Source organism: Mariniflexile ostreae (assembly GCF_042427585.1).
In the GTDB taxonomy this organism is placed as follows: Bacteria; Bacteroidota; Bacteroidia; order Flavobacteriales; family Flavobacteriaceae; genus Pseudalgibacter; species Pseudalgibacter ostreae.
Genome location: NZ_JBHMFC010000081.1, coordinates 43,169 through 64,262, shown reverse-complemented (window position 1 = coordinate 64,262; position 21,094 = coordinate 43,169). Strand labels below are relative to the sequence as shown.

Sequence of the window (21,094 nt, the reverse complement as noted above, 5' to 3'; positions counted from 1 at the left end):
TATTGTTTTAAAATTTTAAATCGTAATTTCTAAAGTATCATAAGCCAAAAACACATGTTTGGGTAATTTTTTTTGCACCTGTTCATGAAATCCCATCAAATGGCTAATGTGTGTAATATAAGCGGTTTCTGGATTCACCTTTTCTATAAAGTCCAATGCTTCTTTTAAATTGAAATGCGATAAATGCGGTTCTTCTCTTAAAGCATTAACCACTAGTACTTTTATGTTTTTTATTTTCTCTATTTCATGGTCTTCAACCGTTTTCATATCCGTCAAGTATGCAAAATCACCAAACCGATATCCAAAAACCTGTAATTTGTGATGCATGCCATGTATGGGTACAACCTCTAAATTGTGTAATTTAAAAGGAGTGTTTTCTACAACATGCGTTGTAAGCGTAGGAACACCAGGGTATTTATAACCGGTATTAAAAATATAATCGAAACGCACGGCCAATGATTTTAAAACCCGTTCGTGTGCATAAATATCGATATCGCCTTGACGAAAGTAAAACGGACGAACATCATCTAGACCTGCAACATGATCGGAATGTTCGTGAGTAAATAAAATACCATCTATTTTAGAACAAGACGCTCTAAGCATCTGTTGCCTAAAATCGGGTCCGCAATCAATAACATACACATAAGAATCCCATTCAATAAGAACAGAAACCCGAAGCCGCTTATCTTTAAAGTCTGTGCTTAAACATACAGGGTGCGTGCTTCCTATAACAGGAACACCCTGGGAAGTACCGGTGCCTAAAAATGTGATTTTCAAAATGCTAATGCTATTAAGGAAACAAAAATAAGATTAATTTTTCTTTCATTTGCTTATTTGATACCTTTACATGATACGAAAACAACTTATAATACATGGAGATTACCATAAAAGGTGACAAAGAATTTGACGACATACCCTCTTTAAAGTCTAAGGCGCTTCGCATAAACCTTAACGAGAATATTTATGGAACATTTGCAGAAATTGGCGCAGGGCAAGAAACCTGCCGTCATTTTTTTAGAGCTGGTGGGGCCTCTGGCACTATTGCCAAAGCGATGTCTGCTTACGATAAAAACTTTAGCGATGCTATTTATGGCGTAGAGGAAGATGGTAGGTATGTAACAGAAGCCCGGTTAAGAAAAATGCTCACCCAAGAAATGGAGCATATGGAAACTCGGCTTACTCGTGAAAAAAATCCCAATAAGTTGTTTTTCGCGTATGCCAATACTGTGGCTACTATCGATTTTGCCAAACAATTTAAGGGGCACGGCTGGGTAGGTCTTAAATACCAAGTAGATCCGCATCAAGATTATAACGAAATTATCCTACATGTGCGCTTTAAAGAAACGGATGCCCGTTTACAACAGGAAACTTTGGGGGTGTTAGGGATTAATTTGATTTATGGTGCATTTTATAAGTATAATGAGCCCAAAAGATTACTACGTCATTTATATGATCATTTGGATAAAGATCAATTGGAAATTGATACCATAAACTTTTCAGGCCCCGTTTTTAAAAATGTAGACAATAGATTGATGAGTTTACAGTTGGTGAAAAATGGCATGACCGATGCTGTTATGTTTGGTCCAGACGGTAAAAATGTACTGCCCGCAAAAGTATTTTATAAGAAAAACATACTGGCTCTTAGAGGAAGTTTTAGACCTGTAACTAGGGTTAACATGGCTATGTATGAGAAATCATATGAGATGTTTACCAAAGAAAATAAAGTAGATAAAGATAAAACGGTGGTCGTTTTTGAAATTACGCTTTCAAACTTAAGGGCTGAAGGAAAAATTGATGAACAGGATTTTATGGATCGTGCAGACTTGTTATGTTCGCTTGGGCAATCTGTAATGATATCTAACTTTCAAGAATATTATAAAGTAGTGGAGTATTTTTCCAATTATACAAAATCCAGAATAGGCTTAGCCATGGGAGTTAGCAATTTGGTGGATGTTTTCGACGAGAAATATTACCGTCATTTAAGCGGTGGTATTCTTGAGGCGTTTGGCAAACTGTTCTTTAAAGATTTAAAGGTCTATCTCTACCCTATGAAAGATTTAGATACTGGAGAATTGATTACGAGCGAAAACCTGAAGGTGCACCCACGCATGAAAGAACTGTACAAATTCTTTAAATATAATGGAAAAGTAATTGACATTAAAGATTACGACGAAAAGATAATGAATGTGTTTTCCAGAGAGATCTTGGATATGATTTCCAACGGTAAAAAAGGTTGGGAAGATATGGTGCCAGAAAGCACGGCACATTTAATTAAAGATTATCGCCTTTTTGGCTACTCCAGAAAACCCTTGCTTTTAAGAAAAAGAAAAGATTCTTAAAATCTATTTAAAGCAGATTTCTAAAGTATAATTTAAAGCACAGCCGGTATAAATTTTATTTTAAATTATAAAATTTATACCGGCTGTAAAATATCAAAGCAGACACCCTCTCTATTAAGACAAGTTTTTTAGTCTTCTAAAATCTGTTCGGTATGATTTTTAGCTTTTACTTTATCGATAACTTTTTCTATAACACCTTTCTCATTAATAACGAAAGTGGTGCGATGAATCCCATCAAATGTACGTCCCATAAATTTTTTAGGCCCCCAAACTCCAAAGGCACTAATAACTTCTTTCTCAACATCTGCCAATAATGGATATTGAAATCCGTATTTGTTTTTAAAATTAGATTGTCTTTTTTGAGAATCTGCACTAACGCCCAAAATAGCATAGCCCTTTTCTTCCAATAGCTCGTAGTTGTCGTTTAAATTACAAGACTCTACGGTGCAGGTAGGTGTACTGGCTTTTGGATAGAAAAAAACGATAAGCTTTTTCCCTTTATAATCAGATAATTTAATAGTACGACCTTCCTCATCAAGAGCTTCAAAATTTGGCGCTTGATCGCCTACCTTTAATGTGTTCATATTTTATAACTTTGTCTGCTAAAATACAATACCATGACCAAAAAAGAAAGTGTAAACTTTATAATTAATACCTTATATAAGATTTACCCAGAAATTCCAATTCCTCTAGACCATAAAGATCCCTATACGCTTTTAATAGCGGTACTCCTCTCTGCTCAATCTACAGATGTTCGTGTAAATCAAATAACGCCTTTGTTGTTTGAAGTTGCAGACAATCCCTATGATATGATAAAGCTTTCTGTTGAAGACATACGCGACATTATTAGACCTGTTGGCTTGTCGCCAATGAAAAGTAAGGGCATCCACGGATTGTCGCATATTTTAATTGATAAACATGATGGCAAGGTGCCCCAAAGTTTTGAAGCTTTAGAGGAATTACCCGCTGTTGGCCACAAAACGGCAAGCGTGGTAATGTCTCAAGCTTTTGGTGTGCCAGCTTTCCCTGTAGACACCCACATTCATAGGTTGATGTACCGATGGAACTTAAGCAATGGTAAAAATGTGGTGCAAACAGAGAAAGACGCTAAACGCTTGTTTCCAAAAGAACTTTGGAATGAATTGCATTTACAAATTATTTGGTATGGCAGACAATACTCGCCTGCCCGAGGGTGGGATTTAGAAAAAGACATCATTACCAAGACCATTGGCAGAAAATCGGTTTTGAATGCCTATTATAAAGCAAAAAAATCCTGATACAAGCGCATCAGGATTTTTTAAAACTAATTTAAAAGTGTTTCAAACTTAAATGTACTACAGTCTATAACACTTAGAGCCTTAGAGTAATTTAGAAGAAATTGAACGGTTTCATCCTTAGGCTCTAATGCTGTCATTTTTTTTAAAGAATTCTCAGAGTAAATTTTTGCCATGTTACTGTATTTAAGATTTATAGTCTCAATAACGCAGCAAAATTACCTTTATTGCAAAAAACACTAAAAAAATAGCATCAATGGGTTAAAACGATATTATGTTTTTCTATAATCTTTCTTAAATTAATTAAGGCATAGCGCATACGGCCCAGGGCGGTATTAATGCTAACCCCTGTTTTGTCTGATATTTCCCTAAAACTCATATCCTCGTAAATACGCATCAATAAAACTTCTTTTTGGTCTAAGGGAAGTTCGTCCACTAAGCGCCTAACATCGTAATCAACTTGCTCTTTAATCATTCTTTTTTCTGCATTTAATGCTGGGTCGCCGAGTACAGAAAAAATATTAAATTCACCAGAGTTATCAAATTTGGGCATGCGGTTATTTTTTCTAAAGAAATCAATTACCAAATTATGCGCAATACGCATCACCCATGGTAGAAACTTGCCTTCTTCATTATAAGCGCCTCGTTTTAATGTTCTAATAACCTTTATAAAGGTATCTTGGAAAATGTCTTCCGTAACATCACGATCATATACTTTAGAATAAATAAAATTATAGATTTTTTGTTTGTGCCTTACAATGAGAGCCTCCAAAGCGCTTTCGTTTCCTTTAATATATGAGCTTACTAGAGCTGCGTCTGAAATAAGTTCGTTTTCTTGCATAGTCATTACTTTTAGCGCAAAGAAATAGTGCCTTTGCTTGGTGTTAATAGTTTGAAAAGTAATGTTTTACTATAGGCTGAATTTGTTTTAGTGAAATCAAATATAACAAGAATCGTTTCTAATTCACAACATATTTTTCAACTTTTTAAAAAACTAAGTTGAAAGCCTTAATTTTATAACAGTTAAAATACTTATGCTACCTTTGCAATAATTTTTCTTATAAACCCCATGAGCACTAATATTTCAGAAGTAAATCCGAAGCAAAATATCATCATTAAAGGTGCGAAATTGCACAATTTAAAAAATATAGATGTGGTAATACCAAGAAATAAATTGGTTGTTATCACAGGTTTATCGGGTTCAGGAAAGTCAAGTTTAGCTTTTGATACCCTATATGCTGAAGGGCAAAGGCGTTATGTAGAAAGCCTTTCCAGTTATGCACGTCAATTTTTAGGCAGATTGAATAAGCCCAAAGTGGATTATATCAAAGGAATTGCACCGGCAATTGCTATTGAGCAAAAAGTAAACTCCACAAATCCACGCTCTACCGTGGGCACCACTACAGAAATATACGATTATCTTAAATTATTATTTGCCAGAATCGGTAAAACATACTCCCCTGTTTCTGGCGTTGAAGTAAAAAAAGATACGGTTTCTGATGTTATTAATTATTTAAAAACATTTCCTACAGGAGAAAAATTACTCTTACTCGCTCCTATTTATTTAGAAGAAGGACGCCAACTTCAAGACAAATTGCAAGCCCTTCAAAAACAAGGTTATGCTAGAGTAAAAATAAACGATACCGTAAAGAGAATTGATGACTTGGATAATGTTGAACATTCCAAAAGCCCTGTGTTTTTGGTAGTGGACCGAATTATTATGAAAGACGAAGAAGATTTTCATAACCGTTTGGCCGATGCCGTTCAAATTGCTTTTTTTGAAGGCAAAGGGGAATGCCTTGTCGAGCCCCTAAAAGAAGGCCATATCCGCCAGTTTAGCAATAAATTTGAAGCGGATGGGTTAACCTTTTTAGAGCCCAATGTGCATTTGTTTAGCTTTAATAATCCTTACGGGGCCTGTCCTGCTTGTGAGGGTTACGGCGATATTGTAGGTATAGATGATGATTTGGTTTTCCCAAACACAGCGCTTTCTGTATATGAAAATGCAATTTTTCCATGGCGTGGCGAAAGTATGAGCTGGTATCGTGATCAATTGGTAAATAATGCCCATAAATTTGATTTTCCCGTTCATAAACCCTTTTTTCAACTAACAGATGTACAAAAACAGCTTATCTGGACGGGTAATGCGCACTTTGAAGGCTTAAATTCGTTTTTTTCAGAACTAGAATCCAAAGCTTATAAAATCCAAAACAGAGTTATGCTCTCTCGTTATAGAGGGAAAACAAAATGTAAAACCTGTAACGGAAAACGACTTCGTGTTGAAGCTAACTATGTTAAAATTGCGAATGTAACCATAACCGATTTGGTTGAAATGCCCTTAAATAAATTAGCGCTCTTTTTTAAGCGCTTGGAGCTGAATGAGTACGATACAAAAATTGCCGATCGATTATTAAAAGAAATAAACAATCGACTCTTGTTTTTAGCCAATGTTGGCTTAGATTATCTCACTTTAAATCGAAAATCGAACAGCTTATCTGGAGGAGAAAGCCAGCGCATCAACCTCGCTACATCTTTAGGGAGCAGTTTGGTGGGTTCTATGTATATTTTAGATGAACCCAGTATCGGTTTACACCCTAAAGATACCGAGCGACTGATAGTGGTTTTAAAAGCCTTGCGCGATTTAGGAAATACAGTTATTGCGGTTGAGCATGATGAAGACATTATGAAAGCTGCCGATAGTATTATTGATATTGGTCCAGAAGCGGGAACATTTGGTGGTCATGTAGTAGCTCACGGCACTTATGCCGATATCTTGGCTTCAAACTCCTTAACCGCAAAATATTTAAATGAAACGCTAAAAATTGAAGTTCCTAAAACCCGTAGAACATCAAAATACCATGTAGCTATTATTGGTGCTAGGGAAAATAATTTAAAAAATATCGATGTGCATTTCCCGCTTGGTGTACTAACTGTGATAACAGGTGTTTCAGGTAGTGGAAAAAGTACCTTAGTGAAAAAAATATTATACCCAGCTCTACAAAAAAAATTAACTGATTTTAGTGACAAACCGGGCCAGTTTACTAAATTAGAAGGCGATTTTAGTAACATCAAACAGATTGAATTTGTAGATCAAAACCCAATTGGACGCTCTTCCCGTTCCAATCCTGTAACCTACATAAAAGCTTACGACGACATACGGGCGCTGTTTGCCAAACAAAAACTGAGCCATATAAGAAACTACCAGCCCAAACACTTTTCTTTTAATGTAGATGGCGGACGCTGTGAGACTTGCAAAGGGGAAGGTGAAGTAACCATTGAAATGCAATTTATGGCAGACGTACATTTAGAGTGCGAAACCTGTAAAGGCAAACGTTTTAAAAAAGAAGTTCTTGAGGTGGTTTTTGAGACTAAAAATATCGATGATATATTAAACATGACCATTGATGATGCTGTTGCTTTTTTCGACACACACAACCAAACTAAAATAAAAGACAAACTACAACCCTTAAAGGATGTTGGTCTTGGCTATGTAACTTTAGGACAAAGCTCTTCTACCCTTTCGGGAGGCGAGGCCCAACGGATTAAGTTAGCAACTTTTTTAGGCAAAGGAAACACTAAAGAAAAAGCCCTTTTTATTTTCGACGAACCCACAACAGGTCTGCATTTTCATGATATTCAGAAATTATTAAAATCCTTTAATGCCCTTATAGCAAAAGGACATTCTATCATTGTAGTAGAACACAATTTAGAACTGATTAAATGTGCCGATTTCATTCTGGATCTTGGTCCAGAAGGTGGAGAAAATGGAGGATATTTGGTTGCCTCTGGCACACCAGAAGCTATTGTTAAAGTAAGCGCCTCAGAAACCGGAAAATATTTAAAGGATAAGCTATAAAGCGTCTTCCTCATTATCAATCAAAAATCGGTAAATTACTTGGTGAAAACCAGTGTAAATTTACCGATATAGGTGATAACAAAATAAAGAGCAGCTAAAAAACTATACGGGCTCCACACCCATTAAATTTCCATAGCGGTGGTAATTAATGGAGCGGTTTTGTTCTGTTAAATAATTAAGCAATTCGTATCGGCCATAATTACTTGGTTTTTCACCATAAACATGAACATCCTTTTCGCGACATAATGTTAATAATGATATATCAATTCTATCATAGTTTAAAGCCCGGATTACAGTGTGATGGTTTATGCGCTGCTCAATCTCTATCCAGTTTTCTATAACACGACAACTGGGCATGGCCGGAATGGCTTCAAGCGCATAAAAAGAAATGGGAACCTTTAAAATTTCAGCAACCATTTGTGTTTTTTGAATGTCTTTTTTAGGAACTTCACTGTCTAAACAAACCAATATTTCCTTCGGCTTCAAATATACATTAATATTGTGTTGTCCTCGTAGTTTCGCATAATCTATGGCTTTTGAAAAATGCTTATCATAAGCATTTTGGTACGAGCTCTTCACCACTTTGGAAAAAAGAACCTTTTCACTTCTATTTAAAAATTGAGCGACATAATTAGGGCCTCCAGCTTTCATTCCAAAACCAAAACAAGAGGCTTTCATTCCTCCAAAAGGTTGTCTTTGCACAATAGCACCTGTGGTAGACCTATTGGCATATAAGTTTCCAGCTCTCACGTTATTAAGCCAATAATCAACTTCATGAGTATCCAAGCTCTCAATACCACTTGTTAAACCGTAATCCAAATTATTTACCAATCTCACCGCATGTTTTAAATTTTTAGCTTTCATAACACATAAAATAGGGCCGAAAAGCTCATGTTTATACTCATAGTCGGCTGGCGTAATACCCCACTTAATGCCCGGGGACAAAAAGAACCCGCCATTTACCTTTGGTTTTAAAAGCCATTGGCTATCCGGGGTATGATCGAGAACATGTTGTAATTTTTCGTTTATTTTAACCGCTAATGGGCCAATTTCCGTTTCGAAATCCCACGGATTACCATAAGGCCTGCTTTCTGTAGCATCTTTCAATAAATACTTAAAGTGATTATCGTTAAACACTTCCTCATCAAGGATTAACAAGGAGGTTGCAGAGCATTTCTGACCAGTGTTTCCGAAAGCAGACTGCACCACATTTTTAATAGCTTGTTCTCGATCGGATAGCGCTGTAACGATAGTCGCATTTTTTCCTCCTGTTTCCGCAAATAATTTCAATTTTGGAGTTCTTTCCAATAAAAATTTAGCGGTTGCCGTTCCTCCTGTTAAAATAACAGCATCAAAAATCGTGTCATCAATCAAAAAAGCATCTAATGTATCTTCTTTGGCTGGCAAGAATGCAAACGCACTCTTAGGAATTCCTGCAGTCCACAATGCTTTTGCTACGAGGTAACTACATGCAGCTGCATTTTGAGAAGGCTTTAAAATAACACGTTTGCCCGCAGCCAAAGACGCTAAAACGCCTCCTATAGGTATAGCAATTGGGAAATTCCATGGCGATAACACTAAATTAATACCACTTGAGGTACTTTCTATACCTTCAGTATAATATAAATCTATAGCTGTTTGGGCATAATAATTAGCAAAATCGATAGCCTCTGAAACTTCCACATCTACTTCGGCAACCGTTTTACCCAATTCTACAACAGCAACACCGATAAGGTCTGCGCGGTTTTTCTCTATTTCAACAGCGGCAGCTCTTAACAGTTCTGCCCTTTCATTTACAGAAAATCCGTACCATTCTGATGTGGCCTCAATAACTTGCTGGTAATCCTCACTATCCGCAAGCTCATATGTCCAAGGATGCGTACCATTCCAAGCTTCTATGGATGTTTTTTCTCTTTCTTTTTTTGGTAATACACCAACTACAGGAATGGTATCTCCTAGAATATTTAAAGGGTTTTGCCAATTGGACTTCATCTTAGAAATCCATGCTCTATTTGCAGAAAGGATCCAATCTGTATTAGGTACATTTGAGAATTTAGTCTGGGCGACAGGCGTTTCGTTAGCTCTGTCTTGAAGTCTGTTTTGGGTTTCCCTTACGCTTTCCATGCGTGCTAAACTATCGAGAAACTGCTGTTTTAGCATGTTCCATTTTTCGGATCCCTTTTTTAGTTCAAAACCTTCTTTTAAAAAGTTTCCAGGCTGTGTGCCTTCATCCAAACGGCGCACCAAATAGGCAATCGCATTATTATAGTTCTCCTTTTTAACTATAGGCGTATATAATAATAAATGGACTTGCTGTTTTAAAAGCTCATAAACCGTTTCGTTTGCCATGCCTTCTAGCATCTCGAAGTCTACAAAACGTTCAATTTGATGTGCTTTTACAAGGTGTAGCCCAAAGGCCAAATCAAAAATATTATGAGATGCTATCCCAACATTTAAAGCTGGTGCAGAGTTTTTGGTTAGCATTTCAAGCAACATTTTCTTAAAATTGGCATCAGTATCCAACTTGGTGGCATAAGTTGCTAGCGGCCAATCTTCCAGAGAGGCTTCGGTTTTTTCCATTTCTAGATTAGCCCCTTTAACAAGTCTTACCTTTATAGGGCTTCCTCCGTTTTGAACACGTTTTTTAGCCCAAGTCTGGAGACGCTCCATCGCCTGATAGGAGTCGGGCAAATAAGCCTGCAGCACAATCCCCATTCTTAGATGCTTAAACTGTGGCAGATCTAGTGTTTTCATAAACGTAGACAAGGTAATTTCCAAATCCCGATATTCTTCCATATCCAAATTTACAAACTTGGTTCGTCCTGTCCTTTTCTCAATATCGATAACCTCTTGATATAAAACAGAGAGCTTCTCTACTAAGTCGTCTACTGTTTTGTTAAAAGCCATTGGTTTAAGTTGTGATGAAATGGTAGAAGCCTTTACGGAAATATAATCGACCTCTTTTTGATTGAGCAATAAACAATAGTTTTCGATACGAACAGCGGCTTCTTCTTCCCCTACCAAAGATTCGCCAATAAGGTTTACATTCAACACCACACCTTCTTTCTTTCTGTTAAGAACGTGGGTTTTGAATTTTGAATCATTAACAAAAAATAAAATAGGTTTAGTAACACTTTTTATTTGACCGAGCATTAAAGGAATGCTTATAAAAGGAACTTTGTTACCTACATACCTATATATGTTGATAAGGGCCTTTTCAAACCTATTGAATATTACAAATGACGCTTTGTTCGCCTTTAAAAGCCGATCCATATACTTTGAAATCCTAATGTAATTTGAAGACCGAAAAGCCGTATCCATCATGCGGATTAAAAAGGTCTTGGCTTCAGGGTTTTCTATTATAGGCCCTATTCGTTTAGAAAAAAGGGTTGGTTTTGCGTTTTCCCTGGGCTGCTGCAAAGTTTCAGCAAGATCAAGGATGTCTTGTTGTTGTTTTTCAGTGATGCGTTTTGCCATAAATCCAAATATAAGTCTGATTGCTAAACTAACAAAATAAAGGCGGGATATTAATATATTTTAGCCTTAAAAAAAAATTCATGAACAGTATTGAGATTAGTCTTTTGGTCTTTGGCACGTTGTTTGTAAATATCATACTGTTCACCCCTAAAAACCCTTAATTATGAAAACATACATATTCCTTATAACAGCAATGGTCCTTTCAGGATTTACAGCGCATACAGCACCCGTGAACACAGAACATTCTTTTTCCAATAAAGCCTATGGCAAAGCTTTTATTTTTGTTGAAAACGGTATCGAGTTTTCAGTGTTTCCAGATGGGCAATTCGACTTTACCATGTTAAATAATCGATCGCATTTAAATGTTTCTATTGGTTCTCCACATGTAAATATCAGTTTTAATTCTGGTTATGATTATAATGCTTATGTTCAATATGATGAATATGGTGCTATTATTCAAATAGAAAACAGTCCTATTTATTATGATTATTATGGGCGTATAACCCGCGCCGGACAGGTTAATATTCATTATAACCATCATGGATATGTGTCCCGTGTTGGAGGTTTACATGTTTTTTATAACAGCCAACATCATTTCTCACACTATACAGGTTTTATAAATGTGTATAATAGGCATTATGTTTATAGACCTTGGCATTCTTACTATAATGTTCCATCCCATCATCACCGTGTGGTATACAGCAGACCTTACAGACAACATTACAAACCGGTAAGATATGTGTACAACAGGCCTTATTATAATAATTACAGACCTAAAACGTCTGTAGCTAATAGACGGGGCAGTACCATATCCAGAAATAGAAGTTATGCTACTGAAACAAGGCACCAATCTGCCGATTATAGAAGGCTTACAAGCACCACGAACCGAAGATATGGGTCGCAAAAATCAGACGCAGGTCGCATATCTCGAGAAAACACAAATACCCATTTAAAAAACAAAAATCATGATAATAATCGAAAAAACACACACATTAATTCAACACCTAGTAACACAAATCGACGTGTTTCGCAACCTATTGGTAACGAAAGAATTACACGGGAGAATACCAACACAACAGGGCTTAATACGCCCCATACTCGTGCGAACAGACCCCGTATACAACGAAAAACTTCGGTAGCACAAAAACCAAACCCGAATAATTCTCGTACATATACTAAAATTAATACCAGTACGAGAACTAAGCCGAGTAGCACTCAAGTTCGTTCCTCTTCTAGGGGAACGCGAAACACATCAAACGTTTCGCAAGCGACAAGAAATAGTTCAAATACAGGAAACATACCGTCTTCTTCAAGAAGGAGACTTTAATTTTTTGGTTGGTTAGTGGGAAAGCCTCGCGATATGTATGCCTCAAAGCTACATCGTGGGGTTTTCTTTTTCCTTTTGTTTTATCTGCTCAGGTACGATCTATAAAACACCTTAGTAATTTTTATAATGTTTTTTTAAAAGAATCCCGCTCAGGTTTCACTTAAAAGGGATCATGTGTTTCAACAGAATGTTTAACTTTGTTTCTTTTAAATATAAGAATGATACACATTCACGAAAAGACCTTACAAGATTTAGAGTTTTCAACAGTTTTAAAACAGCTTAGTGCGCATTGCGTTACCAGTTTAGGCACAGAAAAAACATTACAAATTTCACCTTTTAGAAATAAAGAGGAGTTACGTAACGCGCTACTTTTAACCAATGAATATCTGTCTTCTTTTGATAATGACAACCGCCTCCCCAACCATGGGTTTGATGCCATTACAAAAGAACTTAAACTGCTTCGTATTGAAAATACTTATCTAGATATTCAAGGCTTTAAAAAAATAGAGGCCCTTTCTATAACAACCAATGAAATAGTAATCTTTATAAACAAATTTAAAGATTACTATCCAGCGCTTAACAGTTTTGCAGCGCATATAGAAGTGACCAAAGCCATTATTGAAAAGGTAGATGCCAACATAGACCGCTTTGGAGAAATAAAAGACCATGCATCCGATTTGCTTTTCGACTTACGTCAGTCTATTAATAGCGTAAAAGGCAAGATAAACCAAAGTTTTGCCACAGCGTTAAACACCTATCATAATCTGGAATACTTAGACGATATCCGGGAATCGGTCGTGGACAACAAACGGGTGTTGGCCGTTAAAGCAATGTATAGACGTAAAGTTAAAGGATCTATCATGGGCGGTAGTAAAACGGGCAGTATTGTATACATTGAGCCAGAAACAACTTTACAGTTTACTCGAGAACTCAATAATCTGGAGTATGAAGAGCAGGAAGAAATTGTTAGGATTTTAAAGGCTCTTACCAATTATATCCGTCCTTTTTCAGAGTTGTTACAAGATTCTCAAGATTTTTTAATCGATATGGATGTTATTTCAGCGAAAGCGAAATATGCCAACACCATGAATGGAATACTTCCTGAAATTTCTGAAGAAAAAAGACTGTTTTTAAGAGACGCCTATCACCCATTACTTTATTTAAACAACCTTAAAAATAAGGTAAAAACATTTCCGCAAACCATAAAATTAGAAGAAGACAGTCGGATTATTGTTATTTCTGGACCCAATGCCGGAGGAAAAAGTATTACTTTAAAAACAGTAGGCTTATTACAGGTCATGTTACAAAGTGGTATGTTGATTCCTGTGCACGAACGCAGTAAAGTCTTTTTGTTTGACCGAATTTTAACAGATATTGGTGATAATCAATCCATTGAAAATCACTTAAGCACTTATAGTTACCGCTTAAAGCAAATGAATTATTTTCTAAAAAAATGTAATAAAAACACGCTTTTTTTAATTGATGAGTTTGGTACTGGAAGTGACCCCGAACTAGGTGGGGCCTTAGCGGAAACTTTTTTAGAAGAGTTTTATCATCGTGAAGCCTATGGCATAATAACCACACATTATTCCAATTTAAAAATCTTAGCCAATGAGTTGCCGTTTATGCTCAATGCCAATATGCTTTTTGATGAACGTACTTTAGAACCGCTTTTCAAATTGGTAATCGGGCAGGCAGGAAGTAGTTTTACATTTGAAGTAGCTCAAAAAAATGGGATTCCATTTAGTTTGATCAACCGTGCCAAAAAGAAAATAGAACGTAGCAAGGTGAGGTTTGATGCTACTATTGCAAAACTTCAAAAAGAACGGTCTAAACTTGAAAAAACAGGACAATCTTTAAAGCTTAATGAAAAGAAAAAAATTGAAGAAGCAGATAAACTAGAGCTTATCAACACCAAAATCCAAAAGAAACTTGAAGGATACCAGGAGCTTTTTGACAGCAACCAACGCCTAATTTATTTAGGACAAAAAGTAAATGATATGGCCGAGCGGTATTTTGATAACAAAGACAAAAAAGACATGTTAGGCGAGTTTTTTAAATTGGTTCAAATAGAAAACTCCAAACGCAAGAAGGTTTCGGCTAAGGAGAAAAAGGAAACAAAAGCTAAGGAAAAAGCGGTTAGACAAGAAGCTGAAAAAGTAGTTACGGTTATACGCGAAAAGAAAAAAGAAGCTAAGAAAAAAGCGATTGAAAATCCAAAACCTAAAGCTATTATTAGGCTGGGAGATCGTGTACGCTTAGAAGATGGCCGTGCTATTGGCACAGTAGATAAAATAGAAAAAAACAAAGCTATTGTAAATTATGGCACCTTTACTACTCATGTAAATTTAGAACAACTAGACCTGGTTAAAGCCATAAAAAAATGATAAAATGAAGGATCTTATTCCTAAACATAATAAATTAATTTTATTTGATGGGGTTTGCAATTTATGCGACAGTGCCGTACAGTATGTTGTTAAAAAAGATACCGAGCATGTTTTTTTGTTTGCTGCACTACAAAGTGAAGCAGGACAAAAGGTAATAAAGGCCCATCATATTGATAGAACCAAAATAGATTCTATTCTTCTTTATACTCCTAATAAAAAACTGGCCTATAAATCTACAGCAGCATTAAATATTGCTTCAAAATTAGGTTTTCCAGTAAATCTGATGGTTGTGTTTTTTATTGTCCCTCCATTTATACGTAACTGGGTTTACGATTATATCGCTAAAAACCGCTATAAGTGGTATGGAAAAAAAGAGGCATGCCTGATTCCTACGCCAGAATTAAAAAGTAAATTTTTGGATTGATAAGAATACATCAATAAGTAAAAAAGGAGAGTGATTTTTTATATAAAAACAGGTAAACCCCGCATGTATCAGCCTAATCTGGATCGACCAAACTCCCCCACTCTGTCCACGAACCATCGTAGACCGCTATGTTTTTATATCCTAATATATCGGCTGCCAAAGCCAAGATGCAAGCGGTAATACCAGATCCACAGGAAAATATAATATCAGATTTTTTTTTAACTAATGCCTTAAATATTGGTTCTAATCCCTCAGTGTCTTTAAGTTTATTGCCATCCATAAGGTCGGTAAAAGGTAAGTTTATAGAATTTGGAATTTGCCCTCTGCGAAGCCCTTCTTTAGGCTCATCAACCAACGAAAGAAATCGATCTTTAGAGCGGGCGTCTATAATACTCTGGGTGCTGTTTTTTGTTGCTTCTTTCATATCTTCGAAAAACCTCATAGACTTGGGTTGGTAATGGGCTACAAAATCGCCTACTTCTATAAGAGATAGTTTTGGTTTTTCCGACGGATATGCAGCTTTTTGCCATTCTGGAAATCCACCATTAAGCACCGCAACATTCTCGTGTCCCATAGCTTTAAACATCCACCATACTCGGGCACTGGAATAAATCCCTTTGTCGTCGTACACTACAATCGCGCTATCTGTATGGATACCTAGAGCCTGAGCTTCCTTTTGAAATTGTTTTTCTGATGGAAAGGCACTCGGAAAAGAATTTGTAATATCACTAAACTTCTTTTTGATATCGAAAAAACGAGCATTCGGGATTTGATTTGGACTATCTTCTAAATTTTTAATTATAGTTCCATCTAAAACAATGAGGTTTTCAGCATCTAAATGCTTATAGAGCCATTCTACTGAAACTATAGGGGTTTTTATTGATATTGCAGACATACAAATAGGTTTACGATTAAATTAAGAATCCATGTTAAAGGTTTCTGTTGGTTTTTTATTATTTTTATAAGTCAACATATCCTCACCATCTGCAATAATAGAACAAACAGTCGCATCGCCAGTAACATTTACAACAGTTCTAAACATATCTAAAATTCTATCAACAGGAAAAACAATAGCGATCCATGCTGGATTTAAGCCTACAGAATCTAATACCACAATCATCATTACCAATCCGGCACTTGGCACGGCAGCAGAGCCGATAGATGCAAGAGCGGTAGTAATCACTACCGTTATCTGTTGACCAATAGTAAGGTCTATCATATGCATTTGAGCTAAGAAAACAACAGCAACTGCCTGATACAAACTGGTTCCATCCATATTTACAGTAGCACCTATAGGCAGGACAAAACTGCTTATTTTTTTATCCACTCCTAAATTATGCTCTACACACTCCATAGTTATGGGCAATGTTGCTGCACTGCTAGAGGTTGAGAACGCTAAAGTTTGGGCAGGCCCCATAGCCTTAAAAAAACCGAAATAAGGGATTTTTTTCACGAAAAGTTTCAGAATCCCAGGATAGATAACAAAAATCATCAGCAATAAGCCTATTAAAACCGTTGCTGCATACCAACTCAATCCTTTAAAAATTTCTAAAACCTTAGCGAGATCGTCTCCAGCCATTTTACTCACCACGCCAGCCAGTAAGGCAAACACAAAGAATGGTGCCCCTTGCATAACCAAGTCTACCATCTTTAGAAATACCTCATTTATGCCATTGACTAAGATTAAAACGGGCTGTGATTTCTCGTTGGGAATAAATAATAGACACACCCCAAAGAACAGCGCAAAAAAGATAATTTGCAACATAAGCCCATTGCTAGAAAGCGAAAAGAAAAAATTTTCTGGAACGATATCCACTAAGGGTTGCAACGGTGAAATATTTTTTTGTTCCTTAGCCTTTTCTAGTTTATCCGAAACAGAAACCTCTTTTAGTTCAGATTCCGAGAGCTTGGAAATATTTTGAGCACGTTCAAAAAAAACGGGGTCTTTTAGGTAATGAATGCCGTCTTTTATCTCATGTCCCTCATTATCTGCCCAAATTTCATAACGGATTCTATTATCTATCCTACTTTGTTTATCTATTAATTTTCCTGGTTTTATGGTGTTTACCAATACGAGTCCTAATGAAATAGCCATTACGGTAGTCACTAAATAAATGAGTAGGGTTTTACCGCCCATACGCCCCAAACTTGAAGGATCGCCAATGTTTGCAACACCACCAATAATGGAAAATAATACTAAAGGTACCGCAATAAGTTTTAATAAGTTAATAAAAATAGTTCCAAAAGGATTTATCCAATTAAGGGTAAACGAGCTCCAGCCTAAAGCGCTTGAAAGCAATGCCCATATTACCCCAAGCGTCATTCCTATTAATATTTGCCAATGTAGCGCTAGTTTTTTCATGAATCGTTTTTAACCTCTTCAGAATATTATTTTATAAAACATATGTACAGAGAGGACTTGTCTTTTTAACATTACTCTAACAATATAAGAATTTTTTACTTTTTATAACTTGTGATGGCTATTCATTTTAAAATATTTAGGCTTTAAACCCTGTTTATTTCAATTAAGGGTATCTTCGAAATGGTTTAAAAAATAAAAAAAGTCGGTAACTTTTACTGCTTGTTAAGCTCTTTTCTAAATAAATCTATTAAATTAAAGAGGAGCGCACAAAATACGACCCATATTGCGCCAGCAATAAAACCGCCAGCGATATCTGAAGGAAAGTGTACACCTAAATAAATACGACTGATGCCTATACTTAAGATAAGCAGGAATAAAAACGTTATAATACTATATTTTGCTAAAGTAGGTATGCTGAATTTATAAAACAGGTATATTAAGAACCCGTAAAAAGCCATGGCACTCATAGCATGACCGCTAGGATAACTTAGCGTTTCCACTGAAACCATATGCTCTAAATCTGGTCTCGCCCTATCGATAAACCGTTTAAGCATTAAATTAGACACCGCAGACAACATAAGTACCACTATAATTTGCACCACGTATTTCCAACTTTTAAACACTAATAATGATACCAAAAAAACAATTAATAATACTGCAATATAACCATAAACATCGCCTACGTGAGTTATAGCTATAAAGTATTTTGTTAACGCCGCAGAGCGGTGAGAAATAACATATTGTGTAAAGCGATGGTCGTAATTAGCCAACATATCTGTAGCCAACGTTTCTGTAAGCTCTATAAACAGATTGATTCCCGCAACCACCATAAATAAAGCAATTAATACCGCAATACCATATGAGAGCGTAATATTGTACTTGTTTAACCTGTCTTTAAAAAAGAGCTTGAGGCTTTTAATATATTCATAAAGAAAATGTATCATGCCATTAGACCTATTAAAATAACAAATATTGAAGTAGCCTAAGGTCGTGATATCCCCAAAACAAACAGGTAATCCAATCCCACTTAAAACCTATTGTGTAAGACATTACAGCACCTATGTTATGTCTTAACGATACATTTTGTTAATCAAGTAAAAATCTGCAATAACCAATGCTGCCATGGCCTCTACTATAGGAACAGCTCTTGGAACCACACAAGGATCATGCCTTCCTTTGCCTTGCATTTCTACAGTGTTTCCTGCTTTATCGATAGTTTCATATTTCTGGATAAGTGTAGCAACAGGCTTAAATGCCACATTGAAATAGATGTCCATACCATTACTAATACCACCTTGAATACCACCTGAATAATTGGTTTTTGTGGTACCATCGCTATTAAAAGGGTCGTTATGATCACTGCCATACATGGTACTTCCATGAAAGCCGCTACCATACTCAAAGCCTTTAACAGCATTTATGGATAACATGGCCTTACCTAATTCGGCATGCAGTTTATCAAATACAGGTTCCCCCAAGCCAACTGGAACATTTTTAATGACACAACTTACAATACCGCCAACCGTATCGCCTTTACTACGGACCTCTTTAATATAGGTTTCCATATTTGCGGCCATAGCTTGATCTGGACAACGTACTATATTGGATTCTATTTGAGTTAGGTCCAATGCTGTGTATGGCTTCTCTAATTGCATTTTGCCAACCCCTGATACATAGGCGATAATCTCGATTCCCTTAAGCATTTGCTTAGCAATAGCACCTGCCACCACACGGCATGCTGTTTCACGAGCCGAACTGCGCCCTCCACCTTTATAATCTCTTACACCGTATTTTTTATCATAGGTATAATCGGCATGACTTGGCCTGTAACTGTCTTTTATATGGGTATAATCATGAGATTTTTGATTCGTGTTTTCTATTACAAAACCAATAGATGTACCTGTGGTAACACCTTCAAAAATTCCAGAATGGAATTTTACCGTATCGGGCTCCTTTCTCTGGGTTACAATAGCAGATTGTCCAGGCTTACGTCGGTCCAATTCATCTTGAATTGCATTTAAATCTAGAGCAATCCCTGGAGGACAGCCATCAATTACGCCGCCCAAAGCAGGACCATGAGATTCGCCATATGTGGTAAGGGTAAATAGTTTTCCGAAGGAATTTCCAGCCATAATTACAATTTTTTGGCTAAAATAAAGCTTTTTTCGAACTTAGCCATTTTAAAACAAAGTTCTTAAAATTGTGTTTGGGATAATAAACCGTATATCAATAGGTTCTAAAGTCCATATCTATTGAAAAACATTAAAATTTAGGCTTATGTTTCTTTTTGTACGGCCTTATAATCAAACGGGCTTCCCTATCAAAACGCACATAATTATATACCCAGTTTACAAAAACCACCATACGATTTCGAAAACCAATCAAGAAAAACAAATGAACAAACATCCAAACAAACCAAGCAAACACTCCCTGAAACCGAAAGCGAGACAAGTCGACCACAGCCTTGTTCCTACCAATGGTCGCCATAGCCCCCTTGTCTTTATAGGTAAAAGGCACCATAGCCTCTCCTTCAATTAATTTCAACATATTATCTCCTAATTGCTCCCCTTGTTGTATGGCTGGTTGCGCCATCATAGGCAATCCAGAAGGAAAAGCTTCCGTTACCATACAGGCCATATCACCAATAGCAAATATGTGATTAAATCCTGTAACTTGATTAAATTCATTAACTAAAAGGCGGTCTCCTTTATTGATTAGTTCGGCCGCATGAAGCCCTTTTATGGTAGCACCCTTTACCCCTGCCGCCCAAATAAGGGTGGCTGTTTCAAAAGTCAGGTCGGCATTAGTAGTAACTGTTTTGCCATCGTAATCCGTAACCCTTACATTTTTCCAAACATTAACCCCTAAGTTTTCTAAAAACGCTTCTGCTTTTTCAGACGCTTTAGCACTCATCCCTTTAAGAAGGCAAGCACTGGATTGAACGATGTGAATTTGCGCCATGCGAGTATCTAAATCTGGATAATCCTTAGGGAGAATCCCCTTTTTAATTTCTGCCAAAGCTCCTGCCAACTCAACCCCTGTAGGGCCACCACCTACAATTACAAAATTCATGAGCGTATTGCGTTCGTTTAAATCAGAGGTCAATAACGCATCCTCAAAATTCTCTAATATCAAGCTTCGTAAATTAAGGGCCTGCGGTATGGTTTTCATCGCCATACTATATTTTTTTATTGCTTTGTTCCCAAAATAATTTGTTGTAGAACCTGAAGCCACTACTAAGTAGTCGAATTTTAAGGATCCAATATCGGTTAATACCTTATTATTTAAGGTGTCGATTTCTTTAACATGGGCCAGTCTAAATAAAAAATTAGGAAAATCTTTAAGTATTTTACGAATGGGATATGCTATAGAATCTGGTTCGAGCCCACCAGTAGATACCTGATACAAAAGGGGCTGAAAGGTGTGATAATTATGCTTATCCATTAATACGACTTGCACTTCTTGTTTAGATAGTTTTTTGGCCAAAGAAATGCCTGCAAAACCACCACCAATAATAACAATACGAGGGAAACTTGTTTGAGGTATATTCATAAATTATAACTTGCTTAACAAAGGTAGCACAAAAGATGTAAAATTTTAAAGCTCTAAATTCTTTATTCGAATTCGATTTCGTAAATTCGTAGCTTC

General features: G+C 36.4%; 15 protein-coding genes. 6 read left to right on the top strand and 9 right to left on the bottom strand.

The genetic code is table 11. The features are described from left to right. Positions 1–15: 15 nt before the first annotated feature. Positions 16–777, bottom strand: a complete 762-nt coding sequence (locus tag ACFFU9_RS12615; protein ID WP_379861820.1) for an MBL fold metallo-hydrolase — start codon at positions 775–777, stop codon at positions 16–18. A 95-nt stretch (positions 778–872) separates the two neighbouring features. Here ACFFU9_RS12615 and ACFFU9_RS12610 point away from each other — a divergent pair, with 95 nt between their 5' ends. Beyond that, a complete protein-coding gene (locus ACFFU9_RS12610) occupies positions 873–2,339 on the top strand; it encodes a TonB-dependent receptor (protein WP_379861819.1) in 1,467 nt (488 codons plus the stop codon). A 128-nt stretch (positions 2,340–2,467) separates the two neighbouring features. Here ACFFU9_RS12610 and bcp read toward each other — a convergent pair whose 3' ends face one another. Continuing rightward, on the bottom strand, positions 2,468–2,923 hold the full coding sequence (gene bcp, locus ACFFU9_RS12605; RefSeq protein WP_379861818.1) for a thioredoxin-dependent thiol peroxidase: 456 nt from the start codon (positions 2,921–2,923) through the stop codon (positions 2,468–2,470). Positions 2,924–2,956: 33 nt separating this feature from the next. Here bcp and ACFFU9_RS12600 point away from each other — a divergent pair, with 33 nt between their 5' ends. After that, complete coding sequence (locus ACFFU9_RS12600) at positions 2,957–3,616, top strand: endonuclease III domain-containing protein (protein ID WP_379861817.1); 660 nt, start codon at positions 2,957–2,959, stop codon at positions 3,614–3,616. A gap of 250 nt (positions 3,617–3,866) precedes the next feature. Here the strand turns inward: ACFFU9_RS12600 and ACFFU9_RS12595 are convergent, their stop codons facing one another. Continuing rightward, entirely contained in the window at positions 3,867–4,454 is a 588-nt protein-coding gene (locus tag ACFFU9_RS12595; protein WP_379861816.1) for an RNA polymerase sigma factor, read from the bottom strand. Between the two features lie 228 nt (positions 4,455–4,682). Here ACFFU9_RS12595 and uvrA point away from each other — a divergent pair, with 228 nt between their 5' ends. Further along, a complete protein-coding gene (uvrA, locus tag ACFFU9_RS12590; protein ID WP_379861815.1) occupies positions 4,683–7,469 on the top strand; it encodes an excinuclease ABC subunit UvrA in 2,787 nt (928 codons plus the stop codon). Positions 7,470–7,571: 102 nt separating this feature from the next. Here the strand turns inward: uvrA and ACFFU9_RS12585 are convergent, their stop codons facing one another. Next, positions 7,572–10,946 carry a proline dehydrogenase family protein gene (locus ACFFU9_RS12585; RefSeq protein ID WP_379861814.1) on the bottom strand — a complete coding sequence of 1,125 codons (3,375 nt, stop codon included), beginning with the start codon at positions 10,944–10,946 and terminating at the stop codon, positions 7,572–7,574. Between the two features lie 163 nt (positions 10,947–11,109). Here ACFFU9_RS12585 and ACFFU9_RS12580 point away from each other — a divergent pair, with 163 nt between their 5' ends. From ACFFU9_RS12580 to ACFFU9_RS12570, 3 genes are all read left to right on the top strand, one after another. Further along, entirely contained in the window at positions 11,110–12,273 is a 1,164-nt protein-coding gene (locus ACFFU9_RS12580) for a hypothetical protein (protein WP_379861813.1), read from the top strand. A gap of 218 nt (positions 12,274–12,491) precedes the next feature. Then, positions 12,492–14,660, top strand: a complete 2,169-nt coding sequence (locus ACFFU9_RS12575; protein ID WP_379861812.1) for an endonuclease MutS2 — start codon at positions 12,492–12,494, stop codon at positions 14,658–14,660. Between the two features lie 4 nt (positions 14,661–14,664). Continuing rightward, on the top strand, positions 14,665–15,084 hold the full coding sequence (locus ACFFU9_RS12570) for a thiol-disulfide oxidoreductase DCC family protein (RefSeq protein ID WP_379861810.1): 420 nt from the start codon (positions 14,665–14,667) through the stop codon (positions 15,082–15,084). A gap of 73 nt (positions 15,085–15,157) precedes the next feature. Here ACFFU9_RS12570 and ACFFU9_RS12565 read toward each other — a convergent pair whose 3' ends face one another. The 5 genes from ACFFU9_RS12565 to ACFFU9_RS12545 form a co-directional block, all read right to left on the bottom strand. Then, the gene (locus ACFFU9_RS12565) at positions 15,158–15,979 is read right to left on the bottom strand and encodes a sulfurtransferase (RefSeq protein WP_379861809.1); all 822 of its coding nucleotides are present in this window, start codon (positions 15,977–15,979) and stop codon (positions 15,158–15,160) included. A gap of 21 nt (positions 15,980–16,000) precedes the next feature. After that, positions 16,001–17,446, bottom strand: coding sequence for a dicarboxylate/amino acid:cation symporter (locus tag ACFFU9_RS12560; protein ID WP_379861808.1), 1,446 nt, complete (start codon positions 17,444–17,446; stop codon positions 16,001–16,003). Between the two features lie 212 nt (positions 17,447–17,658). Then, complete coding sequence (locus tag ACFFU9_RS12555; protein WP_379861807.1) at positions 17,659–18,390, bottom strand: phosphatase PAP2 family protein; 732 nt, start codon at positions 18,388–18,390, stop codon at positions 17,659–17,661. Between the two features lie 126 nt (positions 18,391–18,516). Further along, the gene (gene aroC, locus ACFFU9_RS12550) at positions 18,517–19,578 is read right to left on the bottom strand and encodes a chorismate synthase (protein ID WP_379861805.1); all 1,062 of its coding nucleotides are present in this window, start codon (positions 19,576–19,578) and stop codon (positions 18,517–18,519) included. Between the two features lie 130 nt (positions 19,579–19,708). Continuing rightward, positions 19,709–20,998 carry an NAD(P)/FAD-dependent oxidoreductase gene (locus ACFFU9_RS12545; RefSeq protein WP_379861804.1) on the bottom strand — a complete coding sequence of 430 codons (1,290 nt, stop codon included), beginning with the start codon at positions 20,996–20,998 and terminating at the stop codon, positions 19,709–19,711. Positions 20,999–21,094: the final 96 nt, after the last annotated feature.